Source organism: Tardiphaga sp. GW822-FHT04G09 (genome assembly GCF_058800725.1).
The window spans coordinates 1-24,738 of record NZ_JBXAMO010000004.1; the positions used below are offsets into that span (position 1 = coordinate 1).

The 24,738-nt window shown below is 58.6% G+C and carries 22 protein-coding genes and 1 pseudogene; 11 read left to right on the forward strand and 12 right to left on the reverse strand.

Features of this window, described 5'->3' with window-relative positions; translation table 11 throughout:
* Together AC1RLZ_RS09125 and AC1RLZ_RS09130 are read right to left on the reverse strand one after the other, a co-directional pair.
* A partial coding sequence (locus AC1RLZ_RS09125; protein ID WP_493188398.1) for a plasmid partitioning protein RepB C-terminal domain-containing protein occupies positions 1–830 on the reverse strand: 830 nt, incomplete at its 3' end.
* Positions 827–2,353: a recombinase family protein gene (locus tag AC1RLZ_RS09130; protein ID WP_371420449.1), complete on the reverse strand. Its 1,527-nt coding sequence runs from the start codon at positions 2,351–2,353 to the stop codon at positions 827–829. The genes AC1RLZ_RS09130 and AC1RLZ_RS09125, both read right to left, overlap by 4 nt.
* Before the next feature lie 158 nt (positions 2,354–2,511).
* Between AC1RLZ_RS09130 and AC1RLZ_RS09135 the strand changes: the two genes are divergently transcribed.
* Positions 2,512–2,877 carry a hypothetical protein gene (locus tag AC1RLZ_RS09135; RefSeq protein WP_371420450.1) on the forward strand — a complete coding sequence of 122 codons (366 nt, stop codon included), beginning with the start codon at positions 2,512–2,514 and terminating at the stop codon, positions 2,875–2,877.
* Positions 2,878–3,308: 431 nt separating this feature from the next.
* Here the strand turns inward: AC1RLZ_RS09135 and AC1RLZ_RS09140 are convergent, their stop codons facing one another.
* Positions 3,309–4,862, reverse strand: a complete 1,554-nt coding sequence (locus tag AC1RLZ_RS09140; protein WP_493188399.1) for a hypothetical protein — start codon at positions 4,860–4,862, stop codon at positions 3,309–3,311.
* Between the two features lie 331 nt (positions 4,863–5,193).
* Here AC1RLZ_RS09140 and AC1RLZ_RS09145 point away from each other — a divergent pair, with 331 nt between their 5' ends.
* Positions 5,194–5,523, forward strand: coding sequence for a hypothetical protein (locus AC1RLZ_RS09145; RefSeq protein WP_371420452.1), 330 nt, complete (start codon positions 5,194–5,196; stop codon positions 5,521–5,523).
* Between the two features lie 98 nt (positions 5,524–5,621).
* Here AC1RLZ_RS09145 and AC1RLZ_RS09150 read toward each other — a convergent pair whose 3' ends face one another.
* Positions 5,622–5,789, reverse strand: coding sequence for a ribbon-helix-helix domain-containing protein (locus AC1RLZ_RS09150; RefSeq protein WP_371420453.1), 168 nt, complete (start codon positions 5,787–5,789; stop codon positions 5,622–5,624).
* A 588-nt stretch (positions 5,790–6,377) separates the two neighbouring features.
* On the opposite strand from AC1RLZ_RS09150, the gene AC1RLZ_RS09155 reads away from it, so the two are divergent.
* Positions 6,378–6,680, forward strand: coding sequence for a DUF736 domain-containing protein (locus AC1RLZ_RS09155; RefSeq protein WP_371420454.1), 303 nt, complete (start codon positions 6,378–6,380; stop codon positions 6,678–6,680).
* Between the two features lie 84 nt (positions 6,681–6,764).
* Here AC1RLZ_RS09155 and AC1RLZ_RS09160 read toward each other — a convergent pair whose 3' ends face one another.
* A complete protein-coding gene (locus tag AC1RLZ_RS09160; protein ID WP_493188400.1) occupies positions 6,765–7,271 on the reverse strand; it encodes a hypothetical protein in 507 nt (168 codons plus the stop codon).
* Between the two features lie 57 nt (positions 7,272–7,328).
* Between AC1RLZ_RS09160 and AC1RLZ_RS09165 the strand changes: the two genes are divergently transcribed.
* The 4 genes from AC1RLZ_RS09165 (at position 7,329) to AC1RLZ_RS09180 (ending at position 14,711) form a co-directional block, all read left to right on the forward strand.
* Positions 7,329–8,615 (forward strand): type IV secretory system conjugative DNA transfer family protein, encoded by a 1,287-nt coding sequence (locus AC1RLZ_RS09165; protein ID WP_493188401.1) that lies wholly within the window; start codon positions 7,329–7,331, stop codon positions 8,613–8,615.
* A gap of 565 nt (positions 8,616–9,180) precedes the next feature.
* Positions 9,181–10,452: an ATP-binding protein gene (locus AC1RLZ_RS09170; RefSeq protein WP_493188402.1), complete on the forward strand. Its 1,272-nt coding sequence runs from the start codon at positions 9,181–9,183 to the stop codon at positions 10,450–10,452.
* Positions 10,439–11,221 (forward strand): HamA C-terminal domain-containing protein, encoded by a 783-nt coding sequence (locus tag AC1RLZ_RS09175; protein ID WP_493188677.1) that lies wholly within the window; start codon positions 10,439–10,441, stop codon positions 11,219–11,221. The genes AC1RLZ_RS09170 and AC1RLZ_RS09175 overlap by 14 nt, the downstream gene beginning before the upstream one ends.
* Positions 11,208–14,711: a DEAD/DEAH box helicase gene (locus tag AC1RLZ_RS09180; RefSeq protein ID WP_493188403.1), complete on the forward strand. Its 3,504-nt coding sequence runs from the start codon at positions 11,208–11,210 to the stop codon at positions 14,709–14,711. The genes AC1RLZ_RS09175 and AC1RLZ_RS09180 overlap by 14 nt, the downstream gene beginning before the upstream one ends.
* Positions 14,712–15,149: 438 nt before the next feature.
* Here AC1RLZ_RS09180 and AC1RLZ_RS09185 read toward each other — a convergent pair whose 3' ends face one another.
* The 6 genes from AC1RLZ_RS09185 to AC1RLZ_RS09210 form a co-directional block, all read right to left on the reverse strand.
* Positions 15,150–15,704, reverse strand: coding sequence for a hypothetical protein (locus AC1RLZ_RS09185; protein ID WP_493188404.1), 555 nt, complete (start codon positions 15,702–15,704; stop codon positions 15,150–15,152).
* 5 nt (positions 15,705–15,709) lie between these two features.
* A complete protein-coding gene (locus AC1RLZ_RS09190) occupies positions 15,710–16,420 on the reverse strand; it encodes a P-loop NTPase family protein (RefSeq protein ID WP_493188405.1) in 711 nt (236 codons plus the stop codon).
* A 4-nt stretch (positions 16,421–16,424) separates the two neighbouring features.
* The gene (locus tag AC1RLZ_RS09195) at positions 16,425–16,892 is read right to left on the reverse strand and encodes a hypothetical protein (RefSeq protein WP_493188406.1); all 468 of its coding nucleotides are present in this window, start codon (positions 16,890–16,892) and stop codon (positions 16,425–16,427) included.
* Positions 16,893–17,283: 391 nt separating this feature from the next.
* Positions 17,284–17,511 (reverse strand): hypothetical protein, encoded by a 228-nt coding sequence (locus tag AC1RLZ_RS09200; RefSeq protein WP_493188407.1) that lies wholly within the window; start codon positions 17,509–17,511, stop codon positions 17,284–17,286.
* Positions 17,512–17,660: 149 nt separating this feature from the next.
* Complete coding sequence (locus AC1RLZ_RS09205; protein WP_493188408.1) at positions 17,661–17,831, reverse strand: hypothetical protein; 171 nt, start codon at positions 17,829–17,831, stop codon at positions 17,661–17,663.
* Positions 17,832–18,695: 864 nt separating this feature from the next.
* Entirely contained in the window at positions 18,696–19,862 is a 1,167-nt protein-coding gene (locus AC1RLZ_RS09210) for a metallophosphoesterase (protein ID WP_493188409.1), read from the reverse strand.
* A gap of 457 nt (positions 19,863–20,319) precedes the next feature.
* Between AC1RLZ_RS09210 and AC1RLZ_RS09215 the strand changes: the two genes are divergently transcribed.
* From AC1RLZ_RS09215 to AC1RLZ_RS09230, 4 genes are all read left to right on the forward strand, one after another.
* Positions 20,320–21,075, forward strand: a complete 756-nt coding sequence (locus AC1RLZ_RS09215) for an ABC transporter ATP-binding protein (RefSeq protein ID WP_493188410.1) — start codon at positions 20,320–20,322, stop codon at positions 21,073–21,075.
* A 3-nt stretch (positions 21,076–21,078) separates the two neighbouring features.
* A complete protein-coding gene (locus AC1RLZ_RS09220) occupies positions 21,079–21,852 on the forward strand; it encodes an ABC transporter permease (protein WP_493188411.1) in 774 nt (257 codons plus the stop codon).
* A gap of 31 nt (positions 21,853–21,883) precedes the next feature.
* Positions 21,884–22,834, forward strand: a complete 951-nt coding sequence (locus AC1RLZ_RS09225) for an ABC transporter substrate-binding protein (protein ID WP_493188412.1) — start codon at positions 21,884–21,886, stop codon at positions 22,832–22,834.
* 120 nt (positions 22,835–22,954) lie between these two features.
* On the forward strand, positions 22,955–23,686 hold the full coding sequence (locus AC1RLZ_RS09230; protein ID WP_493188413.1) for a Crp/Fnr family transcriptional regulator: 732 nt from the start codon (positions 22,955–22,957) through the stop codon (positions 23,684–23,686).
* Here the strand turns inward: AC1RLZ_RS09230 and AC1RLZ_RS09235 are convergent.
* Positions 23,653–24,697, reverse strand: a pseudogene (locus AC1RLZ_RS09235) (integrase core domain-containing protein). The gene AC1RLZ_RS09230 and the pseudogene AC1RLZ_RS09235 sit on opposite strands and share 34 nt — an antisense overlap.
* Positions 24,698–24,738 lie beyond the last annotated feature (41 nt).

Below are 24,738 nucleotides of genomic sequence, written 5' to 3' on the forward strand. Positions count from 1 at the left end.
TCTCCCTTCAAAAGTGAGACAAGCTTTTCGTCATTAAACAACTCGCGCATGGCGTGGGCGATGAAGATCAATCGGTTTCGGGTGGCGTCGGCCTTCCGGATCAGGAGACGTTTTCGGTCAGTGTCTTCACGGTAGGCTCGAACGAGAGACCGGGAGGAAAGCTTTTGTGCCGTTTTAGAGGAGCCGGTCTCGAACTTTCTACCTCGGCGACGCCGACTTTCGACGATCCGCCTGACAATCATCAGTTTGCGACCGCGTAACAGATTGCTCTCATAAGCATTATGCAAGGCCTCTTGCACACCCACATCGTCGGCCTCGGCGATCTCGACTGCGACGCTGACCGGAATATGGCCCGCTTCCATTGCGCGTAAGAGGCGTTGTTCCCCTTGCGCCAGTAATCGGCCGACACCGCGAACGTATTCCTGAGACAGTCCCGTCTTTTTTGCGATTTCAGCGTCGGAATATCCTCGCTGCTTCATCCCACCGATGTCGTGGAGCAAGTCGATGGCACGATGCTGTCGCCGCGCACAGTTTTCGACCAAGCTCTTGACCATGCAATCCTCGGGATCTGCTTGGATAATGAGCGCTGGAATTTCGGTTTCGCCAAGCTCCATGTACGCTTCCAGTCGACCTTGCCCACAAACAAGGTCATAAGACGAACCGTCGGGCTCTTCCCGACGTGTGACCGTGATCGGCTTTTTGAGGCCCAATGCCGCGATGTTTTCGACGAGCTCTCTGAAGGTTTTTTTGTTGCGGATTCTGGGGTTGACGACGGTGATCCGAGAAACTGTTATCAAATGAACAAAGTTAGCGTCATCGAGCTGCTTCATGCGACCTCCGAGAGTGATACGCGCTCCGCCATTTCAAAGAGCGGGTCTAGAGAATCAAAAAGATAGGCATCGAGCGAAAGTCCGTTATGTTCGCCGAGGCGTAAGACCTGCCTGTCCATGTCGAAGCTTGGTAAAATCAGATAGTCACGGGCAACAATGTTGGAGCGGTCCATACGCACCGCAACCGTGAGATCCGGGAACAAGCCCCGATCCAGACGGACAGACCAGCGCAGCGACCCGCCACGGGTCTCCAAGCAACGGACGACCACGACGGAGACCGAGAACTCTTCGTTAACAGTCAAAAGATCGTTTTCGGGATTGCGTATAACGTGGGCACCGGCACGCTCAATGCCTGTGACCACATCGGAAACGATCTCCGGATAAAGACGCCGCAAGCCTTGGTTGATTTCGACGTACCGATAGTCTCGTTCCGGGGTATATCCCACGAGTTCGTATGCCCGGAGAAGATTGCCGAATCGACCCTGATAAGCGCTGCTAGAAGGGCAGTTTTCGGCTTCGTCGATGATCAGTCCGGAGAGCGATCCTGAATGCGCCAACAATCTTCGAAGGGCTTCCAACATCTCTTCGTCCGTCAAACGCAGTGATCTTGCGCGTATGATCTCTGCTGCAGCTTCAAAAAGCGCTCGGTCGACGACGGCCTCAAACACACCGTCTGCGCGTACCCATAGTGCAGGTTCGTTTTGCACACGGCGCCGCTTTAACTTGAAGGACCGCCTGTTCCAGACGTTGTTGCCGATGTATTTCTCGTTGATGAGGAGCTGATGGACCGTGCCTTTGGTCCAGGAATGTCCGAGGTCGGTGAAAATTCCCTGCTCGTTGAGCCCTGCCGCAATCTCGGACTCGGTGCGCCCATCAGCGACGAAGCTATGGTAGACGCTCCTGACAATATCGGTTTCCGCTTCTGGCCCCGGCACGAGAACGACACGGTCGGTTTGAATACTCTTATGTTGTTTGCGGTGCAGTTCGCCTTTGGAGTTGCCACTTTCATCCATCAACTGCCGACGTAAGCCGAAGCCCGGCGGACCGCCTTGACGGAAACCCTTTCTGATCAGGTTGCATTGGCCTGCGTGCACCTTAATTGACAGGTCGCGGCTGTACTCAGCAGCCATCCGCCTTTTAACAACCTTCTGGACGTCGGATCCGATACTTCCGTCGTTCTCGAACTGCTCAGCACAGTAAGCGACGTGGACACCGGCCGCCCGGCATCGATACTCGTATGAAGCAGCCTCATCTGAATCTTGAAAACGCCCCCAGCGGCTAATGTCGTAGACAACGACGACTGAGAAGTCGGCGCTCCCGCCTTCCACATCGGCCAGCAAGGACTGCAAACCTACGCGACCTTCAATATTCAGCCCGCTACGCCCCTCGTCGGCATAAGTGCGAACGATCGTTAATCCACGTTGGCTCGCATAATGCCTGATCGTTTCTGATTGGAGATCCGTGGAATACTTCTGATGCTCGGTAGACATCCGAACATATTCGGCAGCGCGTACGAGCGCCATTGGCGGACCCTGCCGGCCGGGATCGGTCGCGTGATTCTTTACGGGATCGCTCTGTCTCAAGGGATTTCCCAACCATTTTCACCGAAAGGTTTCGTTGGCCGAAAGTTATTTGCCGTCAATCTTCCGCTCTCCGCATCTAATTGGAAGGGATGGGCAGAATGTTGCCTAAAAGGGGCAGAATTTTCCGCAATGGCAGCGGCGAAAACACGCCACGTCTCGTTTACGCGAGGGCAATCCGACAAGCACTGAGAAGCGAGCTCGGGCCAACACATCAAGCCAACAAAAGGGTGCGGCAGTGGACCGGCGCGAGCGAACGAACGATCAAGAATTGGCTAAACGGATCGTCCGGCCCTCGGGGCGAGCACCTGCTCTTGCTGGCCTGTCATTCCGAGAATGTTTTTGACGTGATTCTTACCTTGACCGAGCGCGACAATGCTGTTTCAGGCGTAAAATTGCATAAGATTTGCGATGAAATGTCGCGATCACTTCGAAAATTTAAAGAGCTGATGGAAGATAAACGGTGAAAGAGATTGCGTAAAATATTGCCTCGTTTGTCAGATCGCTGTCTCTACGCGATGTCACATGCTGTTTTCCCATCGCTGTGAACACTCGGTCAAACCTGCTATCCGGTCAGCTCAGATAGCCGGCTGACGAGGCAGCGTATCTAAGCTGAAGGTTGGATGTTCGGATCTGATTGCGATCAGCCTGATTGGAGCTATCCGCTTCGCTCATACGGTAAGCACTGAAATGTCTGGCCTGGCATGCATTTAGGTAAGAGACCCCTAACAGCAACGATGCCGGAATTTTACTCGCCACCATGAAACGCGTTTTTATAGTACGCCGTATGTATTCGATCGACTTTCGCTGCGTTATTTGTCGGAGAATTGAGAAGTCGAACCCATGGGTCGACTTCCCTGAAGAGCATTGAGATCTGATTGAAATGCTTCGGCCGTCATCAGACCGTAAGCGAGCCGATCGCACGAAATTGCGCGACCTGCTGCCGCCACCACGCACGGCGCGCTGGCGATAGATCGAGCAGCGGCCCCGCGATGGTAATGACGTCGGCATCTAGTCCAGCTCGAGGGGGCACGATCACGGCGGGCTCGGTAGGCACGTCATTCCATTCGTAGCGGACCTCGATCTCAGTCACGCCTCGATCATTGTATAGCAGAGCCTCGAGCAGAGTGCGCCAGATGAGATCGGGCAACTGAGCACGCACGAGGTTTACACCCGACCAATCATCCCCGGTGAGATCCAGTTCTAGAAGCGTGTTCGGAGAATCCGTGACGATCTCTTCGATCAATCGCGCGAGGCCAGTGCTCAGCGTTGCACAATGAAAGCGCTTTAACTGACCGATCCAGGCGGCCAGACTGCCGAGATTCTGGCGAGCGAGATTATCGCGATGGACAAGATCATCTTGCCAGATCGCTTCGTCTTCCAGGCCAATACCACCTGCCATCATGGAAATGACGTCAGCACGGGCTGTGACAGGTGCTCGCCTGATATCGATCGGACAGACGTCGTTGCGGCGACCCCGAAGTCCGTCCACCAGCTTGGCGAACTCGATCTGGTCGTCCTGAGATTTAGTTCGCTGCTCTGGATCGCCATCTGCAACTCGGGCCCGCTGGCTGAGTACGTAGCTGCGACGTTCACGTCCCTTCCAATCGGTTGCCTGGACACGCAGAATGGCCACGGTCTGAAGCGCCCACAGCAAAGCGCCCTCTGGATCAAAGTCTGGATTCGGGTGAGCAAGCCATGAACGAATCTCTTTGAGCACGCGTCGGCGAATTGCAATCCGACTATCACTTGTCCAAAGGCTATAAAGTTCGCGCCCACTTTTCGATATCGTGCTGACTGTTGTCGGCTCCGCCGGATAAGCGATGACTGCCTGTCTGTTGGCTCTTGGCAACGCCAAGATAGCCCGTGGACCAACCAATAGTTTTCCATGGCTGCAAAGCACGGTCGGGGCGATTTTCGGTTTACCTTTAGCGAACTTTCCGACGATTGGCGCGAGAGCGCTGACAACGGGATTCTTGAAGACGAGGTCCAAACCGTACTGATCGTGGCATTTATGAATGGCGTCGGCTATGGCCTCAGCAAAGGACGCGTTTACCAAGAACGCGTCCCAAGCCAACTGGCTTGCGGGCGAACGCTTGGGCGCCTTGCCGCCCTTGAAGGTCGGAGGCTCTAGCTCGGCGACATAACCGTCTCGAACAAATTTTTCGGTTTGAAGCGAACTGTAGACCACCATGCGCCCGTGCAAACTTGCCGGATGCACGGCCTCAGGCCGCCACAATGGCTGACCTGGAAAGGCGTCACGCACCTGTCCCAACAGTCTGTCGGGAAACGTTTCGAATCGGCTGGGATCGTAGAAAACCGAGTGGACGTAGTTCACGTCGCCGGGGCGCGCCTCGGGAGGCTCCTGCAGTTCCGGGGGGATTTCCCTTTCGTCATATGTATCAATCTCGTCCGAAATACTGGCGGCTTTACGCAGCGAAGACAGCGGCATTGCGATGATTAATCCCGGTATGATTGCGAGGATCTCGAAGGTCGAAGAATTGCCGCGAAGGCGACCTCCTCCCTATGGACCAGACAAATTCAGATAGCGTGAAATCGATCTGTCAAATTATCGCTATTCGTCAAAGCTGTCCGCCGATCACGATTTTAATGTATTACACGCGTCCATTCGCCGGTTTTCATCATGCTTCATGCGATAAGTAGCACAGTGTCCGACACCGAATTTGCAATGCATCTTGTTTTATTGAATGTCATTGTTCGGAAGCGTTAAGCCGATCGCACAACACGGCATTCCGCCCTGCTGATAACCGAAAGGCCACGACATGCCCGTGCACCCCGCGATCATGGCAGTCTCCCACTCGCTCGAAGATGAGCTCCAGCGCATGGCAATGCCGTGCAAAACGCCCAACGCCATGCAGGTGGACTGGGCCCGGCAGTTCGCGACCAAGGTCACGATGGACGCGTTCGACGACAACATCCCGCACGACTTCGGTGCGACCCACGTCACTCCCGAAGAGTTGGCAATCCTGCTGACGGAGTTCGAGGGCGCCTTGAAGATCGTGACGGCCTTGAGGCTGGCCGGCGTGATTTATCCGCCGCGCACGCTCTTCGAGCGGATCGCAGTGGCCTTCCAGACCACGAAGGTCGGTTAACAAACAGCAGGTCGGACTAAGGCCCGACCTGCCTTCAATTGCACCTCAGATGTTTCCGGAGAGCTGGTAATAGACGTAGCGTTCCTTCTCGCCGTAAATCAGTCGCGCTGGGGCGGGTGTTCGGTTCTGTTGTGATCGAGGACGAAGGCGCGGATTTCCGAAGATAGATTACTGGAGGTGCGACGGGCGTCGATTTGAGCTATCAAGACCCTGATGGATAAGCCTTTGACCGCTGCAATCTCATCGAGACAATCCCGAGAATTCATTCTCGAGGACAACACCTGTCCTGTGGTCGCTAACAGCAACCGAACGCTTTTTTACAGCAGATTTCATATCGAATTCCGCTTATCACATTCCATAACGTCGGCGTATCGACAGACCGACGGCTGATTGGCCTTATCGTCGGCGCTCCAGTCCGCTCGGTGCTGTTTGGCCAGCCCATCTCCGCATGCCACATTCCAGATTGTCAACGCAAGTCCCGTAGGGGGGCGGCCCGCGCATGCGCTTCCACACGGATCGAGTGCGACTGACGGCAGGTCCGTTCCGGTCAAGACCGACTTCGGCTGTGCGGTCGAATGAGCTTTCCCGCGTCGGTTCCGCTTGGGTGAGTTCTCGGATGATGGACGGTATCGCCGACAGGTCGGGCTTTGCCCTCGATCGTATCCCTGCAACGGCGGCGCTCGACCTTTTTCCCCGCCGCGCTTTGCTTGGCTCCTCGCGCGAGACAAAAAGGTCAGCTTCCGCCATCCTCCGCGTTGCTTCGGCCTCAAGGTGCAGGTCGATCGCCTGTCGTCGTCAGGGCCGTCATCGAGAACGCAATTAGGCGGCACTCGAAAACGAACGGGAAATCGATCATGACGACCATCGGCACCTTTACGAAGACCAATAACCGCTTCATCGGCAACCTCAAGACGCTGTCGCTGTCGATCGGTGCAGAATTTTTGGCCCTGCCACGCACCGACAAAGGACCCGACTTCCGCATCCTCAGTGGAGACATCGAGCTTGGTGCAGCCTGGAAGAAGGCCCGCAAGGACGGGCGCGAATATTTCTTTGTCCGCCTCGATGATCCGACTTTTGCAAACCCGATCTTCGCCAGCCTCGTTGAAGGCCGAGACGGTGAACATGCACTGATCTGGTCACGCCGCAACGCTGACTAAGAGCTTCGGCGCGGCCATCTCGGCCGCGCCATTTCTTTGCTCTGAGCGCTGTGCGGATAAAGTCGACGGGATCAAGACCGGCGATCAAATTTGCATTGCATTTTTCAGGCCTGCCATTCCGCGCTTCGCCGCGTTAAGAGCTTCGACATGCATCGGATGTCCACAAATAACATGCGGATTGACGATCGCTAGTACGAGGCCGCGCAGCATCGGAGCGCGAAGCGAAGGGATGCTGCAGATGTGGAGTTTAGAATGTTTCGCATGATATGGAATTTGGGCGTTGTCGTCCTGACTGTGTTGAGTATCATCCTCTTCGGATATCCATTGGCCATGATGGCTCAACATGGTGCCGACCCGGCAGCGTGGCCGCCGAGCGCCATTCAGCCCAGGATCTGGATCGACCATGTCTTGACGTTCAAAGTCGGCGAGGTGGTTTCGCCATACTGGTCGATGCTTACCAGGCGATCCGAGGACTTCGCAGGCGGCGGTCTTCTCTATCTCGGTGTCACAGTGGGCGCATTTTGCGTTCTCGCTTTGCTGATGATCCGGACCAAGAAGTCCGCACTCAAGCGCGATCCGATCGGCATCCATGGGGCGGCGCGATGGGCGACGCCGGCTGAGGTCGGCAAGATGACCACCGGCCTAGAATTGGGCATCAGCAAGACCAGTGGTCACGCCGTGCGCGTCTCGATCGAAGGCAATCTGCTGACGATCGCGCCACCGCGAAAGGGCAAATCGTCGGGGCTGTTGATCCCGAACCTGGCCTACCCAGAAATCGAGGCATGGCTCGGACCGGCAGTTGTGATCGATCCTAAAGGCGACGCCTATCGCGCAGTGGCAGAGCGCCGGCGGAAACTGGGACGCACTGTGCGGTGCCTCGATCCGCTGGGACTTGTGGGTGGCACAGATAGCTGGAACCCGCTCGCCCATGTCGACCCGAAGGACGTCCTCTACTTGCAGCATATCGCGAGAATTCTTCTGCCCGAACTCACCGGCGGCGGTGATGCTGCCGCTACCTATTTCAACAATCGCGCTGTCGATCTCATTGTCGGCGTCATGATTGTCGCCCTGCATTCGAAGTCGCCAAATGTCCCGGAAGTGTTGCGGTTGTTGAACGCGCACGAAGATCTGCTCGATGGCCTCAAGCAACACAAGGCGATGCCCGCAGCACAAGCCGCTCTGATGATCATGGAGAGCGAACCCAAGGGGCGCGACACCATCGTCTCGACGGCTGCACAGGCATTTTCGTGGCTGAACGATGAACGGCCCGCCAAAATGGTCACGAGCAATTCGTTCGAACTGTCCGATCTCGCGCGCGGCGATATCGATCTGTTCGTGGCTATCCCCAGCCGGGACAATGTGGCGCTGGCCCCCTTCGTACGCTGGCTGCTCGGAGATATCTTCGATACGGTCCGTGAACATCATCCCGCGGAGCGCATAGTGATCTTCATCGACGAGGCCAGCACTCTCGGCCGTTTCGATGCGATCCTCAAAGCCAGTGGCGAACTCCCCGGGCATGGTGCCAGCCTGTGGACGATCTGGCAGGACCGCGCACAGATGGTCACAACTTACGGCGAATCCGGCGCGCGCACGCTCATGAGCACCGCCGACATCGTCGTCCTGTTCGACGTGCCCGCCACCGATCCCGAGGAAAGTGATCGCTGGTCGCGAGCACTGGGGAGTTTTTCGGCGCTCGTTGAGTCCAAATCAATGGGGGTGGGCCAAAACGGTGCAGCGACGACGTCGACTGCCACGCAAGAAGCCCGGCTGATGACGAAGGAAGAGCTTACGACGCTCGACACCAAGGAGCTCATCGTCTTCCCGAACAGTCCGTTCTACGCCCGCCATCCCGTGCGGCTTTGGAAAACCGTGGCCCATAATGACCCGCGCTTCGAGAACTTGATCATCAAAGTCCCGCCCGTGGGGCGGATCTAAAGGCATAGCGCATGGTAAGTTAAGACAAGGGCGGTCGACGCCCTTGTCAGGACACGTGCGATCAAAATTCGAATACGGTACATCCGTAGAATGTCCAAGGCCGGCGTCATCAGCCAGCGGCCATCTGCCTAGATTTGCAGCGGCCTTTGCGCGACTGAACAATCCGCTGGCGCTCGCGACCGGTAGTACTGTCGCGGACGACCAGTTCGCCGGTCCTGCTACCGGCTTGCCCGAACCCTCGGCGATTTCGTCATAGAGGCTCGCCCGGTCGTGGCCGGGGCGTGGCAAAGCGGTCTTGCTGGACATCGGGGATCTCCGCGACGGGCGCCGGAGGCCTCTGTCCAGCTTTCAACCCGTCACGGAAACCCGGTCCGCACTCTCTCTAGGGGGGCGTTGCGGGGATCTCCCCGCAGAAGGGGGTGTGTCGGCGACGCCGGCGTCGACCAGGGGGGAAAGCTTTCCCCTCCAGGGCTTCCAGATCGCGGTCCATAACTTCCAATTAGCGGACCATTGACTCCCAATCAGCCGCCTCCGATAGTTCCAATCTTCCGGATTCGGAGATGGCATGTTCGGACGGTTTGTGGAGCGACGGGCAGAGGAAGCCCTTTCTGATACGCCGGTGGTCCTGATCGTGGGCCCGCGCCGTGCCGGCAAGACCACGCTCGTCCGCAAAATGGGAGAAGCCGGGCGGACCTATATCACACTCGATGATCAAACGGTCCTTGAGGCCGCCCAGTCCGATCCCGCCGGCTTCATCCGCGGCCTCGATCGGGCCATTATCGACGAAATCCAGCGCGCGCCCGACCTGCTGTTGGCAATCAAGAAGACGGTTGATGAGGACTATCGGCCGGGTCGCTTCCTGCTCACTGGCTCGGCGAATGTCCTAACTTTGCCGCGGGTCGCCGACAGCCTGGCCGGCCGGATGGAGACCATACAGATGCTGCCGCTCGCAAGGGCGGAGATCGAAGGCCGGACGCCGACTTTCCTAGAGCACCTCTTCGCAGGAAATCTCCGGAGCCAGCGGGACGCAATCCTGGGCGACGACCTTGTCCAGCTTGTCCTGCTTGGCGGTTTCCCCGAAGCGATCAGTCGCGACAGCGAGCGCCGGCGGCAGGATTGGTCGAGATCCTATCTCACATCGGTGCTGACGCGCGATCTGCGGGATATCGCTGACGTCGAGAAGCTGACGGAACTTCCGAAATTCGTGAGGCTGCTGGCCGAGCACTCCGGCCAGTTGGTCAACTATTCGCAGTTCGGCGCTGGCATCAACGTCAGCCACAAGACGGGGCAGCGTTATGTAGGGCTGCTTGAGCAGGTCTTCCTGATCGCGACAGTGCAGCCGTGGTTCACCAATGCGCTCAAGCGGATCGTGAAGACACCAAAGCTGCACTTTCTCGATTCCGGTCTACTGGCGACCGTGCGGGGGCTCTCCTTCGACAGGGTCAAGGCGGATCGCAGCACGTTCGGCGCGTTGCTGGAGAGCTTCGTATTCTCCGAAGTGCTGAAGCTGATGACGGCCTCAGACCTGCGGTTGACGGCGCACCATTTCCGGGATCGGGACATGCGGGAGGTCGACATCGTGCTGGAGCGCGATGACGGGATGATCGCAGGCATCGAGGTCAAGGCGAGCGCGACGGTCAAAGCCGGTGATTTCAGCGGACTGCGGGCCTTGGCCGAGGCGTGCGGAGATCGCTTCGCCTTCGGCGTCGTCCTTTACGACAGCGCGAACATCGTGCCGTTCGGCGACAAGTTGGCGGCGGTGCCGTTGTCGAGCCTCTGGGATGGAAAGGCCCCGACGAACAAGGCAGGCAAGGGAGCGTCGCGTGGGGCTATATAAAAAGTGGTGCGAAGCCACGAAAGAAAAGGACAAGCGGAAGCGCTATTGGACGTATGTCGAAAAGGACGGCGGTCGCGATGAGATTCGCGATGACCTCGCCGCGACCATCCGATCGCATTACGACCGACTCGAACGCATTGCCGAAGACGTGGACCGGCTCGGATACAAGGTCGCAGCCGCGATTCTCAGTGAAGCGATGCCGCAAACCACCAAAGGACGGTCCGGCGATCTCGGCGAGATTCTCGCGACGGAGCTAGTCGAGGAAGAGATCGGTCTGCACGTCCCCGTGCGCCGTCTCCGCTATAAGGACGGCCGCAACATGGCCATGCGCGGCGATGACTTCATCGGCGCCGGCTACGATGGGGCCGGCGAGAAGCTCTGGCTTCTGAAAGGCGAAGCCAAGAGCAACAAGGCACTCGGCAAAGCCACTGTCACGAGCGCTCGCAAGGTGCTGAACCGCGACAGCGGCCGTTGCACGCCCGACTCCCTGCTGTTCGTCGCCAACCGCCTCTTGGAGAGCGCCGATCCGGACGACAACGCGCTGGGCCGCAGCCTCCGTGACGAGGTGGGCCTGAAATCCCTTCGCGCCGATCGCATCGACCACATGCTCTTCACCGTGTCGGGCAACGGCCCCCACGCTTCACTGAAGGAGGACCTCGACGGCACGGGGACCAATCGGGACCACTACGTCGTGAACATCCACGTTGAGGATCACCAGGACTTCATCGCGGCCATGTACCAGGAGGCGGAAGACCTTGGAGACGATTGACGAACTGACTGCATTTCTGGCGACTGCGACCGTCGACGGTATCCTTGGGCGCCTCCTCTATCGCGGCGCGGCTTGGTCGCTGATGCGCGAGGAGGGCGTCCTGCCGCCGAATGCGCCGCCTCTCGGCGCGACAATCGAAACCGATCTCGCCGAACATGGCTTCGCCCTACTGCGGGGCGCGATGGCCCTGCGTGCTCAAGCTGGCGCTTCGGATCTGACCAGCAAGGCGTTCGAGCGCGCTGCTAACGCCTTCGAAGCCCTGGTGCGCAATGGTGATCCAGAATCGCCTGATCGCGGCTTCCGTCGTACCATCGCTGCCGCCGCCTATCACCTCGCCGGCTTCTCGGCCGTCGCCTATTCGCTCTTCAACGAGACTGCGGACGACCTCAATGCCTCGCCGGGCGAAGCGGCGATTCGACACCTGATCCTGCGCGATCTCGGCCAGTTGCGTGGCTTCGTTCGCGATTGGTTGGACGATGGGGCTCATGGTGATGAGCAGGTCGCCGAGGCGCTAAGGGGCGAAGAACCAGACATCGACGAGGTGCTATCGACCATCCTCAACACGACGATCTGCCGGGCCCTGGCGCATTTTGACTTCGCGCTCGAGACAGGCGAGCCCGAGCCGATCGATAGCGCACGCGCGCTGCTCACCACAGCGGTCAGCCTGGCGGACAATGCGGAGAATGTACCGCTGTGGTGGATGTCGAATCTCTGCCGGCACCTGATCGACGACCTCTGGCAGCATTCGCTGCACCAGACCCTGCCGACGGAGCCGCCAGGGGGGGCAGAGGAAAAATACCCGGACCTGCGCCGGCTCTTCATCTCGTCGCTCTACACGCGAAAAACTTCCGAGGTGGAGCTATGGCCATCGCAGCGCGAAGCGGCCCAACGTTCCACGGACGTCACTGACGATCTGGTCGTCGCTTTGCCGACCAGCGCGGGCAAGACGCGGGTGGCCGAGATCGCCGCGCTGATGACGCTGTCGTCGGAGCGCAGGGTGCTGATTGTGACGCCGCTGCGCGCGCTGTCGGCCCAGACCGAGCGGTCCTTCAGAAAGACCTTCGCGCCCCTCGGATTCAGCGTCTCGTCCCTTTACGGCGCCAGCGGTCTTTCAGCTGGCGACGAAGACGCCTTGCGCACCCGCGAGATCATCATCGCGACACCCGAGAAGCTCGACTTCGCGCTGCGAAGCGATCCGTCGCTGATCGATGATGTCGGCCTGATCGTCCTCGACGAAGGCCACATGATCGGCCCGAGCGAGCGCGAAATCCGTTACGAGACGCTCGTGCAGCGCCTACTTCGGCGCCCCGACGCGAGCGAACGCCGCATCGTCTGCCTCTCCGCCATCCTGCCGAGCGGCGATGAGCTGGATGATCTCACCGCCTGGATACGGTCTGACGAACCGGGCGAGCCGGTGCGCTCCGACTGGCGCCCGACACGGCAGCGGTTCGGCGCGCTCTCCTGGCGAGGCAAGGACGCATTGCTCCGGCTCGACCTCGACGACGACGGGCCCTTCCTCGACAAATTCGTCGTGCAGAAACCAGCGCGCGGGAAGGAAAAGAAGCCCTATCCGCGCAAGAACTCGCACCTCGCCTTGTTCGCGGCGTGGGAATTCGCAGGCCAGGGCAAGCGGACCCTGATCTTCTCCACCCAGGCGAATTGGGTCGAGAGCTACGGCAAGCAGGTCGTGGACCTCTGCAAGCGTGGCTATCTGGATTCGCTGCTGGAAGACGAGGCGTCGATCGCGCGCGCCATGGAGGTGGGCAAGGAATGGTTGGGCGAGGACCATCCCGCTGTCGCTTGCCTGAAGGCGGGCGTCGCCATCCACCATGGCCGGCTGCCAAACCCGTTCTTGCGAGAACTGGAAGCCCTTCTGTCCGACGGTGTCTTGAAGGTCATCGTCGCATCGCCGACGCTGTCTCAGGGCCTCAATCTCAACGCCGCCGTCCTGTTGGTGCCAGCGCTGTATCGGGCGTCCGAGAAGATCAAAGGCGAGGAGTTCGCGAACGTCGCTGGCCGCGCCGGCCGCGCCTTCGTGGACGTCGAAGGCCTCATCGTCCATGTCATGTTCGATAAGATCGATTGGCGAAAGAAGGAATGGCGAAAGCTGGTAGCCTCCGCCAAGGCCCGCACACTAAAGAGTGGCCTTATCCAGATCGTCGCCGTGATCCTTGAGCGCCTGTCCCGCGAAGGTGTCCTGGATCGCGATGATGCCTGGGAATATCTCGCCAATGCTCGTGAAGCCTGGAGATCTCCCGAGGAGGAAGCCGAGGTCGCCGAGCGCCTGACGGCAGGCGCGGAATACGACACCGATGGCGATGACGATGGAGACGGCGGCGACGATGAGGAAGAGACCATTGACGAGGAGCCGCTTTCGCAAATCGTCGAGCGTCTCGATGCGACCGTGTTCGGCCTGATCGAAGCACTCGACTCTGATCGCGCCGAGCTACCGAAGCTCTTGGACGAGGCGCTCAAGGGATCGCTCTGGGCCCGCCAGATCGCCCGCGAAGACGCGGACGTCGCCCCGTTGCATAAGAAAGTGTTTGAGGCGCGCGCCGATCTCATCTGGAAGACCACCACGGCGCAGGCGCGGCGCGGACATTTCGCCATGGGCGTCGGGCTTGAAGCTGGCCTCACCATCGACGCCATGGCCGACGAGCTGGCCGAACTCCTCGACCGGGCTGACGGAGCGGCGCTGAGCGGAGATATCGACAAACTCGTCGATGCACTTGGCAGCCTCGGGGAGCGCCTGCTGTTTATGCGGCCCTTCATCCCCGACAAGGCGAACACGCTGCCGGCGAATTGGAAAGCCATTCTGCGCAGTTGGGTCTCGGGCGAGGACGTCGCCAAGATCGGGCCGCAGAACATGCGGGCGGTTGAAGACGCCTTCACCTATCGTTTGGTCTGGGCGTTGGAAGCTGTCCGTACACGCCGCATGTCCCTCGGCTGGTCGCCGCAGATGGTGGCGGGCGGCGCCGCAGCGGCGGTCGAAACCGGCGTCCCGCAATTCATGATGTCAATGCTGATCCGTGCGGGCCTTCCGTCGCGGCGGGCGGCCATGGCGGCGATCGAAGATGCCAAGCCTGTTTTCGTCACGCCCGCTGAGATGCGGGCCTGGCTCGAATCCGACGAGATCACGGCCTACACCGACGCTGGCGACTGGCCCACACCCGACACTGCCGCACTATGGGCTCGCTTCCGCACCGAAGCCCTCAGCGGCGGCATCCAGAAGTGGTCGGTCGAACACTATAAGCGCCTGCTCGACATCGCGGCCGACCCGCCTGCCGGCCTCTATCGAATCGTCACCGACGAAGGTGACGGGCGGACCTGGCTGGCGACGCCCGACTACCAGCGGGTCGCCGCATTCAAGAAGTCGGCTGTCGATCCCAAGCCCAGCCTCTTCTCGGGTAGATTGGCCGGCAACACCAGGCTGGTGGAAGCCTTGCGCGTCGGCCGCGGAAAGCTGCGCTGGCCGCAGGCTGATGCGTAACGGAGAGCGGTAGCCATGCTCTATACTCAGCTTGTTGCAAGCCTAGGCCGCGTTGGTCTCAACTCGATGGCAGCGATTATAGGACTTTGGACGCGGTTTCGCCTCGCTTGGCTTTCGTATTGGTTTTGACCATCGCAAGTATGCTATTTATGCGAACGGGGTGACAGATCCTTCTGTGCCGACGCGCGTAACATCTCATCGCAATCCGTTAGGTGTTGAGGAGGCCCGTCACGAATAGGTCTTGGATTAACAGACGACGATCGGTCAGTCCCCATTTCGTGATGGTAGCGCAGGCGCTATGCTCATCAGGCCCGCGCATTTTCAGTTGCTCTTGGCTCTTAGCCGGCCGGCGTCCGAACGACCTCTCGATAACCGTTGGGCCAGCGCGCGGATCAAATCCGCAGAGAGTCCTCCGAAAGGATCGATAGTACCTGACGATCAGAGCGCCTGTTTGACGATCGAAGCCGGTATGCCGAATTCCTGATATCCGGCTGGCGGCACCCAGCTTCGGATAATCGCCTGATCCCCCTCAGTGCGGATGAGCGACCACGGAATGCCAGGGTCCAAGAAACCTAAAACCCATCCGCGGTCGGGGTACCATAACGACACTTGAACCGTCTTCGTCACCGTCACCTTTGTCGGTGTACGGGACCAGACAAAGGCCGCGTATGCGGTGGTCATAACAACCAATGCAATCATTGCCGGCGAAATAAGGAAGCGGAAATTTAGACGGCGCCCCCACCGTCTGAGCTTCGACAAAACCGGCTGATGGATTTTCGGTGTCGTCGCCGTGCGCAACGACTGCGTCAACGCCAATACGTCGGCAGGCGTCAGCAGAGGGTCCTGCAGATGGTCGAACCTTTCTTGACGCGATAGAGCGAGGAGCGCCGACAGCTTCTTCTTGCTGGCCTGCGCGACGGCCTCGGCCGAGGCTGTCGCTACCGCCTCGGCCTTCTCATAGCTCGCATTCAGCATCTTCGAGGGCTTTGCCATTTGAGTCACCCCACCAGCCACTCAGCCGCGGGTTTGACCGCGCGCATCGCTTCCAGCCGGAACTTTGCGAGATCACGCCGAATGCGAAGACCAGGCCCGATCCCGTGCGCTTCGCGCAGTTTATTCGGGTTCAGCTGATCCACGATCGCGAGTCCGCCAGCCTGGAGATAGCCCTCCGCGCCGGCCTCCAGCGACTGGGCCTCCAGCGAACTCACGGTGGCGTCGCCCGCCTTGGCCTTGAGCCATTTTGGGTCGACATTGCCATGAAGCCGGTTCTCCACAACGAACCGCGCCGCAGTCCAGGGCTTCGCAAGAGCGAGGAGTCGGGGCGTCTCGACCATAGCACCGGGCTCATTGGTCACGACCACGCACACCGCTAATTCGGCGGCGAGTTCGGGCGCGACATCGGCCAACATCGTGAACAACGAGACCGAGGTATTGGCGCCCACATCCACGATCGTCGGCAGCGTCGCTTTCGACAGAGCCTCAAGCACGGCATCGAACTCGGCACGGGCGGCACGGCCGCCGGTTCGCTCGATTGCCTCGCGGTCGGCACGCATCTGAAAGAAGCTGACCCGCGCCTCGAGTTCGAGAAGCCGGTGGCTGGCATCGATTTCAATGATGGGCGCGCCCTCGACTGCTTCGGCGAGTGCGCGGACGATGAGGGTCTTGCCGACTCCGCCCTTCTCCTGGCTGCTAAAAAGGATACGCGGCATGGTACTAGTCTTTCTCTGTCATCCGTTGAACGCGCTCAAAGGCAAGACGCCGGATCTCGTCTTCGCTCTGAGACGGCCGCTCATCGGCCGCACGCGTATCTGCCTTCAAATCGGGTGACAGGGATAGATGCCTAATTTGCAATGCATTTTTGCGTGGCCGTGCCATCGAGCCCTTCTTGTTCAATTGCTTGGCTTGCCGTTTCTCAGCCTGATGTTCGATCTGACGAACAAGCGCCGTCAGCCGGTTCGTGGTCAGCGGAGTCCGGTCCTTGCCCTGGACGACGCCTTGGGCAGCCAAGGCAGCCGCGATGACGGACCACTCAGTTTTTTGATCGCGCAGCTTGTAGATTTCCGGAAGAGCAGCGCGTATCGCCTTGGTGGTCCCGGTCGTCTCGCGCATGGATACGCGCGTCGATTGCGTGGTCTGTAATTTTGCGGCGTCGGCACGAAGCCGCTTGAGATCCAAGGTCATGACGCAAGACCTAGGCATCAAAACCCGAACTAGCCAGAACTAGAGTAACTAGTGGTTACTAGTCAGCTTACTATTAAAATACTAGTATAATTTGGGGCACACCTGTGCATCTGACCGAGAGATACAGAAATATTTGTGAAAGGGGCGACACAGCAACGGCACGCATTGGTAGGCGAGATGACGGCCGCGAACGCGAAAGCGACCGCCTAGCAACGTTGGAATCATGAGCGCTATCTGCATATCGCGGCATGTCTTTTCAAAATGCACCAGAGCTAATTGCGTGTGCACACGACACAGCCGCCATGTCGCAAGATAATCGGGAAGCAAGCGTTACGGGCGATTTCGAAAGCGGTTCACGCACACAAAGAAGACGCTCCTTCGGATTCGACCATTATGGAGGGATGAACGGTATGGCGCGTTCTAGAATGCTATTAGATGTGAGGGGAAAAAGCTTTCGATGATGCCACGCAGCTTCAAAGTTGGGCCAGGCTCGACCGCGTCCAGTCAAACGGCGGATTTCGCGGACGAGCGTCGCCGGTTCCGGAATGTTTTCTTTACGTGGCTTGAGCAGCAAGTCGGCGGCGATGCGACCGATGCCGCGATGCTTGGTCTTGCGCATGATGCGTGCTGTTTACCCCAGCCGAAGATGCACTCGATCATCGCCCGGCGTGATTGCGACACGCCAAATCCCGGGAGTCGTGTGGTGCGATCGTCAATGGCGATGTTGCGGGTCCTGCCGTTTTTGGTGATGGCATCGTATTGCGTCACCTACGGCGTAACGTCGATGACGCGGAGCTTGGCCACATCATCGGCGGTGTCCGAGGCCTTGTCCTCACCGGCCGTGATGCGGCGGCGGGCCGCCTTGTGCGTGGCCTTCAACATGATCTCTGAATCACGGCGCTCGGCCGACCGTCGGCGTGCCGGCGAACGCAAGATCATGTCGGTTCTCCATGGTCGCATGGCCCATAGCAAAGCCTGGCCTTTCGCCCGGCCGCCTTGCGATAAAGGCTGCTGGCGGGTCGCTGGTGCTGGCGTGGGTGTCGTTCTTGCGCTTCTGGCTATGGGAATTCGCGCCACCGTCATCGTCGCCACCGCCGTCCTTGGGACGAGAGCCGTTCTGCGAAGCCCAGGCTTCGATCAGCGTTCCATTTGAAACGTCGGTTGAGAAGGGGGCGGGCTCTGGCAAGCCACGACGCCCGCGAGGCAAGCCACCTGCGCTGGATTGACGTTGTCCCGATCACCACGGCGTGCGGCATAGGCCGCAATCACAAGCGATTGATTGAGCATTGCTGCATGTCGCTTGACATACGCAGATACATCGCTGCGCTAAGGTTCAAAGGCGTGCCCATGCGCCAGTTAAGCGCGCGAGGGATGACCGGTACGTTTGGCGTTCGCGCCGATTGCGACTCAAAGATGGGGCAGGTTTTTGATCAATTGGAAACATTTAGGGAGCTTTGTGGCGGGTAATGCGAAAGCAGAACGGGATTCGCCTGCAATCCTTTGGTTGGCGTTAAATTAAACTTTTGCGCTGGGCTGTGAGACAGCAAAATCCATAACGATCGAAAGAGAGAGAATCTATTTTGTGTATTTGTGTTCACAAAGCACAGCCAAAGGTGTCCGTACAGCGCGTGCGCCATCGTAGATTGTTTGGGGAGATAACGACACTAAAGCTGCTGGATTTTGGTCTACACACTCCCGGGCCCATGCCATTATGGCATGGGCCCGCTTTCGGTCGAAAGTTCGACGCTACGTCGCGTCGATCTGGCCACCTCATTCCAATGGACTGAAAAGTAGCCTTGCCGCTCAACTTTCCATAGAGAAGGGTTTGCTGAGTTCGAGCACGCGCTCCGCAGCGTCGTACCAGCCCTGCGGAGCGTAGCTGTCGTCATGCAGATAGCAGCGCACGCGAACTAGATTGCTTCCGACCGTGAAGGTAAAATGCCGGCTCATCGGCGGGCAGGTGACGAAGGAATGATACTTCGACAGTTGCGCACAGTTGACGAAGCTCGCGCCCCATTTGCGCTCGACGTGGCTGCGCCCGCCCTTCAGGTCGTCAGGATAGGTGTGCGTGTGCCCCCCCAACCAGACGTCCACCGCCGACGGATGCTCCGACAGATATTCCTCGAATTTCTGGGCCTTCGGCTGATCGTCGACGAAGTAGAGATACGAGGCGCCTTCCGGCACACCGTCCACGCCGTGATAGCGGCCGTGACGGTAAGAGCCATCAGGATATTTCGAGACGCCCTCGAAATCGCCGGATGCAACAGTCGTCTCGCGCAGCATGTGATGGTGGCAACTCACCACGATCTCGTCCTTCGCCTCCTCGACATGCTTCTTCCACCACGCCCAGGTCTCACTGGTAACAGCTCCAGCCGGCGAACCGCCACCGGTCTCGCGGCGGCCGACGGGAAAAGGAAGATCGTTGCGGTCGCTCATCATCAGAAAGCGAATGTTTCCGACCTTGAAGGAGTAGCGCTCCCAAGTGCCCTCGATCGGATATGGACGCCGCAATGCATCGACACCGGACGTTACCGTATTTTCACCAACCGGATCGACCCATTTGCGAAACCACCAGTTTGCCGGCTTCCCCGCGCTCGAAGCCGAATCGCCGGGCGACGCATCGTGGTTTCCGGCGAGCGAATAGATGCTTTCGCGCTGATGCTTTTTCAGCGCGCCGAACTGACGCGCGACTTCCTGACCCTGCTCGTCGTCCGGCATATCCCACAAGCCAGCATTGTCGCCAAGATCGAGCGCAATGTCCCAACGAAAGGCGGGACCACCAAGATCGCCACCTTCTTCCGATTGGCGCAAGGCGCTGGCGAGACTCTCCGGGTAACCGGCGGGCGGCATGAAAGCCAGCCCATTACGGATCGCCGCGGAGACGGCCTTGTCCGTCGCAAGATGTGCATCGGAAAAAACCCAGAGATGAAATGTTTCCGCTTGAGCGGGCGGCGATGTGGTCTTGGTCATGTCGATCCTTTGCAGATGTCTTTCGCTGAGGGCCGCACTTTGAAAGCGCACCACGCGCGGCAAAAGTAAAAAGCGACCGCGCGGTATAACTAGTTGCCTTCATTCCGATCGGGCGGCGTACCGCGTTGCGTCTGCTTCGAATAGTCACTTGGCCTATAAAAAAATATGCTCACGGAATGATCAAGTGCGCCTCTCTTGTGGGCGCGGCCTGCATTAAAACAATGCGCGCAATTTCTGCTGATTGCGTAATTGCAATTTATTGTCGTCGCTTACAAGATATCGCTTGCTGGCAATGTGACGCAATGAAAGCGTTAGGCATTCCACTTGCGAGCGGTCCAACATGCAAACGGCGCCTCATGAAATTCTCCATTCTCGAACCACGGTCGCCACACAACCGGCGCACACGCTGCCGGCTCGAATCGCAGGCGACGGACGCATCGAGGCGCGCGATCTCTCGATGCGCTTTGCTACGAAGAGCGGCGAAAACATAGCCCTCGACAATCTCGACCTCGACGTCAAGCCCGGCGAATTTCTTGCTTTGCTCGGACCCTCCGGCTGCGGAAAATCGACGCTGCTCAATGTGATTGCCGGCATTCTGAAGCCGAGCAGCGGATCGCTTCTAATTGATGACGCTCCGGTTAAGGGACCAAACTCGGGCTGCGGGATCGTCTTCCAGCAACACTCGCTATTCCCATGGATGTCGGTCTTGGAAAATGTCGCGTTTGGCCCGCGCATGCTAGGTCGCGCCGATCCTGTCGGCACGGCGCGGGCATTTCTTGCGCTGGTCGGACTTGAGAAACACGCCTCAGCGTGGCCGTCTAGCCTATCGGGCGGCATGCAACAGCGTGTCGGTATCGCGCGCGCGCTCGCAACCTATCCGCCCGTCCTCTTAATGGACGAGCCGTTTGGTGCGCTCGACGCACAGACGCGGTCGATTATGCAGGAAGAGCTTCTGAAGCTGTGGGCGCAGTTCAAGCCTACGGTTGTTTTCGTAACGCACGATATCGAAGAGGCGATCTTCCTCGCCGATCGTGTCGTCGTCATGAAGACGCTGCCAGGTGGCATCAAACGCGACGTTGCTATTGATCTACCGCGCCCGCGCGATCCCGGTCTAATCAAGTCGGAAGCGTTCAACGCCTATCGTGGCGAGATACTCGAACTCATTCGCGAGGAGACGTTGAAGGTCTTCAACCGATCCAACAGCGAGCATTGAGAAATGACCGGATTCATGATGCGATTTGATTCCGGGGTGACCCGCGCCGGGTGGTCGGTTGCGGGAGTCGCGCTGTTTCTTGCAATCTGGACGATCGCATCGCGCTATCTCGGCAACTCCGTGCTGCTGCCCGATCCTTTTTCCGTGCTTTTAGGTTTCTTCGAGTTGCTCCGTGATGGCAGCCTGCTCGGCGACGTTGCCGCGAGCATGAAACGCGTAATTGGCGGGTTTCTGATCGCATCTGCATTAGCGGTGCCGCTTGCCCTGCTGATGTCTTTCTACAGGCCGATCGATCTGCTCTTGTCGCCCATCGTGACGTTCCTTCGGCCGATCCCCCCGATCGCCTGGATTCCAATTGCAATCCTTTGGTTCGGCATCGGTGATCCGCCAAGCTTCTTCATCACCGCGCTCGCGGCTTTCTTTCCGATCTTCATTAACAGTTACGCGGGGGGCAAGGCGGTTCGTCCTGAGCATATCCACGCGGCGCGCTCGTTGGGCGCGGGACCATCAGCGCTGTTCCTCCGCATCTATCTTCCGTCTGCGATGCCCATGATCGCGGCGGGGCTGCGCATCGGTCTCGGACAATCCTGGATGGCCGTCGTCACAGCCGAACTCGTCGCTGCGCGTTCAGGGCTTGGCTACATGATTCAGGCCAATCGTCTCGCACTGGAGACGGCTCTTGTCCTCGTCGGGATGTGCGTGATCGGTCTGCTCGGCGCCGCAATGTCGTCGGTCCTAGTCTATATTGAGCGCCACGTCCTCGTCCCTTGGAAGTAATTTGTCCATCAGACTTCAGTTGGAGATTATCATGTTAAGGAATTTAGTTCGTCGCGCACTGGTGTCGCGCGCTGCTTTGATTGCCGCAGTGTGTATTGGCACGATTGCGCCGGCGGCCGCACAAATGGTTCCCGTTCGCATCGCGTTTCCTAGCGGCATGAACGGTCAAGTTGTGGTCATTATGGAGAAGGCTGGAATCGCTCAAAAAGTCGGCATGAAGGCCGAGTATTCGTCTTTTCAGTACGGTCCGCCGATGATGGAAGCACTGGCGGCCGGATCAATCGATGCCGTTGTGACGAGTCTGATGCCGGTGACCTCCTACGCGTCAAAACTGCCGGGCGATGTGAAAATTGTGTCCCTTATCGGAAACTCCAGCCATTCGTTGATGGTGGCCAAAGACAGCCTGACTCAAAATCCTGACGAGCTGGCCGGAAAGACCATCGGCGTTTCCTACGGTTCCGACTCGCATCTCGATACGCTTAGCTGGCTGAAAAGCTCTGGCCTGTCGGAGAAGGTTCTTCTGACCAACATTGATCCGGGCGAATTGGTCACGGCGCTATCGAACAAATCGGTCGATGCAATAGTCATTCGGCAACCGCAGGTGCAGCGCTTGCAGCAGCAATCTGGAGCGCGCATCCTGCATACGTGGCCATTCCACTTCGTTTCGATCATGAAATCGAAATTTATCGCGGAGCATCCCGCCGAGGCCAGGAAATTCATTGAAGCGCTTCGGCAGTCGGTATTCTTTATCTCGCAAAATCAGGATCAGGCAGCGATCTGGTTTGGGGCTTATCTGAAGATGAGCCCGCAGCTCGTCAAAGACGCGTCGAAGATCGATCCGAATTACAACGTCTCGGACATTAATCAGATCGATCTTTCCGTTACGCCTGCATCGCGCGAGTTTATTAAGAACTGGGTCGATCGTGCCTTCAAGGAAAAAATTATTAAGCAAAAGGTCGATTTGTCGCTCCTCGTTCCTTGAGCGGATGCGGCGCAAGACTCCGACTCGCGTCGGAAAGCGAACGGAACGGTCGCGGATCGGCCTTCTTTCGTGGCATAGAACTTGCTCCAATTCGATGTCCTCTCGAAGGAGTAATCTGTCATGTTCCAGTCTAATGCGAACCACGATGCCCGATCGCCCGTTCTGATCCTGTCAGGCTTGGAAAGATTGGGCAGACACCGGCCGCTGGTCTTCGATCGTCTGAACAAATCTGAACATGACCTCGTCATGAAAAGCTGCACGCCGCAGCTGGCCACACGACACTCCCGGATATTTCGGCAGGGTGAGATCCAGCGCGGCATCTACTTCATTCAGTCTGGAGGCGTGCGAGTGTTCTACACTGCGCCCTCGGGCCGCGAGATCACGCGCGCCTACTGGTTCGCGAGCAATTTCATCGGTGGCCCCGATGTATTCGGCGAGTCGCCGAATATGTGGTCGGCAATCGCGGTGCGCGACACGCGCCTTCTGATGCTGCCGAGCTCTGCGCTTCTCGCACTTTGCAATAAAATCCCCAATCTTGCGGTAGGGCTCATCGAGGCCATGGCCTTCAAGGGCCGTTGTTATTCGGCAATGGCGCAGATGCTCGGCACGCGATCGGCCGGCCAACGCATGAATCAGGTGATTCTTCACCTCATTGAAATGTACGGGGAGGAGTGCAATGGGGACATCGTGATCAAGGCGCCGATCACCCATGTGGAGATTGCGCACATGGTCGGTGCCAGCCGCCAATGGGTCACCATCGGTCTGCGCCGTCTACAGACAAAAGGAATTCTTGATGTCAGTCGCGGCAAATTGGTGATTCATGACGTCGCCTCGCTGTCAAAGGCGGCATGATCCCTGCTGGCGTTTCGTTGTGAATCCGATCTGTTGATCGGTTTCTGGAGCCAGGTGTTCAGTCCCGAGGTCAAGTGTACTGGATCGAGTCTGAAGCGATCTGGCTCGTTCGCCCTTGCTTTACAGATGGGTTCGTAGGGAGTGAGCCCGCGTAGAGTCTTCAGCCGTCTAGAAGTTATAGCCGTCAAGAACCGCGGAGAGGTGATCTTCGAGTTGGCGGTGGGTCTCGTAGTGATATCACCGTACGGTCGCTTCCTTCAAAGTTCGGTTCATCCTTTCGATCTGACCGTTGGTCCAGGGATGGTTGGGCTTGGTGAGGCGATGCTCGATGCAGTGGCTTCAGCAGATTCGGTCGAAGGGATGGCCGCGCCACATGGCGGTGGACCCGGCCCGGTTCTTGGGCAAATCAGCAAATTGGATGCCGTTGTCGATAAGCACGGTGCGAATTTTGTAGAAGACGGCTTCGACCAGTTCGTCTAGGAGGCCCTGGCGGTGGCGTTGGTTGCCCTCTTCATCAGTCTAGCGAACGTGTACTTCTCGATTCGGTCCACGGCTAAGAAGAGGTAGAGCTTGCCCTCTTCGGTCTGAACCTCGGCGATGTCGATATGGAAGTATCCGATGGGGCATGCCTTGAACGGCTGTTTGCTGGCTTGTCGCCGGCGACGTTGGGCAGGCGGCTGTTTCGTGTCGCTGTAGGCAACGGTGCAAGGATGACTGCGCCAGGCGCGGTATTGTCGCCTGCAAGGCATAAAGGCAGTCATGAAGCGGCAAAAGTAAGCACCTGCGGAAGACGACGACCGTCGCCTCCTGCTCGCCCGTCTATACCATCGAGCGAACGGGCTTCGGGCCCATCGGCGCGTAATGGACAAATGTCCGCTTGCGCCACTTGGCAACTGTGTTCTGGTTCAGGCCGTGCTGCGCGGCTAATTCTTTGAGCGGAGCCTTCGATCGGTGTATCGCCGCTCGGATGGCATGCGTGGTTGTGGCGCTGCCATGGATTATCTGTCCCATAAATCCCTCCCGGAATGGAGGGTCAGTTTAACTGATTCCCC

Coding starts and splice junctions, on each gene's coding strand:
- AC1RLZ_RS09215 (WP_493188410.1), top strand. CDS start 20,320: ATGCGCTTTGCTACGAAGAGCGGCGAAAACATAGCCCTCGACAATCTC.
- AC1RLZ_RS09160 (WP_493188400.1), bottom strand. CDS start 7,271: ATGGATGCCGATCGGATCGCGCTTGAGTGCGGACTTCTTGGTCCGGAT.
- AC1RLZ_RS09140 (WP_493188399.1), bottom strand. CDS start 4,862: ATGCCGCTGTCTTCGCTGCGTAAAGCCGCCAGTATTTCGGACGAGATT.
- AC1RLZ_RS09210 (WP_493188409.1), bottom strand. CDS start 19,862: ATGACCAAGACCACATCGCCGCCCGCTCAAGCGGAAACATTTCATCTC.
- AC1RLZ_RS09130 (WP_371420449.1), bottom strand. CDS start 2,353: ATGGCGCTCGTACGCGCTGCCGAATATGTTCGGATGTCTACCGAGCAT.
- AC1RLZ_RS09135 (WP_371420450.1), top strand. CDS start 2,512: ATGTTGCCTAAAAGGGGCAGAATTTTCCGCAATGGCAGCGGCGAAAAC.
- AC1RLZ_RS09195 (WP_493188406.1), bottom strand. CDS start 16,892: ATGACCTTGGATCTCAAGCGGCTTCGTGCCGACGCCGCAAAATTACAG.
- AC1RLZ_RS09170 (WP_493188402.1), top strand. CDS start 9,181: ATGTTCGGACGGTTTGTGGAGCGACGGGCAGAGGAAGCCCTTTCTGAT.
- AC1RLZ_RS09225 (WP_493188412.1), top strand. CDS start 21,884: ATGTTAAGGAATTTAGTTCGTCGCGCACTGGTGTCGCGCGCTGCTTTG.
- AC1RLZ_RS09155 (WP_371420454.1), top strand. CDS start 6,378: ATGACGACCATCGGCACCTTTACGAAGACCAATAACCGCTTCATCGGC.
- AC1RLZ_RS09150 (WP_371420453.1), bottom strand. CDS start 5,789: ATGAATTCTCGGGATTGTCTCGATGAGATTGCAGCGGTCAAAGGCTTA.
- AC1RLZ_RS09220 (WP_493188411.1), top strand. CDS start 21,079: ATGACCGGATTCATGATGCGATTTGATTCCGGGGTGACCCGCGCCGGG.
- AC1RLZ_RS09205 (WP_493188408.1), bottom strand. CDS start 17,831: ATGATCTTGCGTTCGCCGGCACGCCGACGGTCGGCCGAGCGCCGTGAT.
- AC1RLZ_RS09190 (WP_493188405.1), bottom strand. CDS start 16,420: ATGCCGCGTATCCTTTTTAGCAGCCAGGAGAAGGGCGGAGTCGGCAAG.
- AC1RLZ_RS09200 (WP_493188407.1), bottom strand. CDS start 17,511: ATGCGCAAGACCAAGCATCGCGGCATCGGTCGCATCGCCGCCGACTTG.
- AC1RLZ_RS09185 (WP_493188404.1), bottom strand. CDS start 15,704: ATGGCAAAGCCCTCGAAGATGCTGAATGCGAGCTATGAGAAGGCCGAG.
- AC1RLZ_RS09145 (WP_371420452.1), top strand. CDS start 5,194: ATGCCCGTGCACCCCGCGATCATGGCAGTCTCCCACTCGCTCGAAGAT.
- AC1RLZ_RS09230 (WP_493188413.1), top strand. CDS start 22,955: ATGTTCCAGTCTAATGCGAACCACGATGCCCGATCGCCCGTTCTGATC.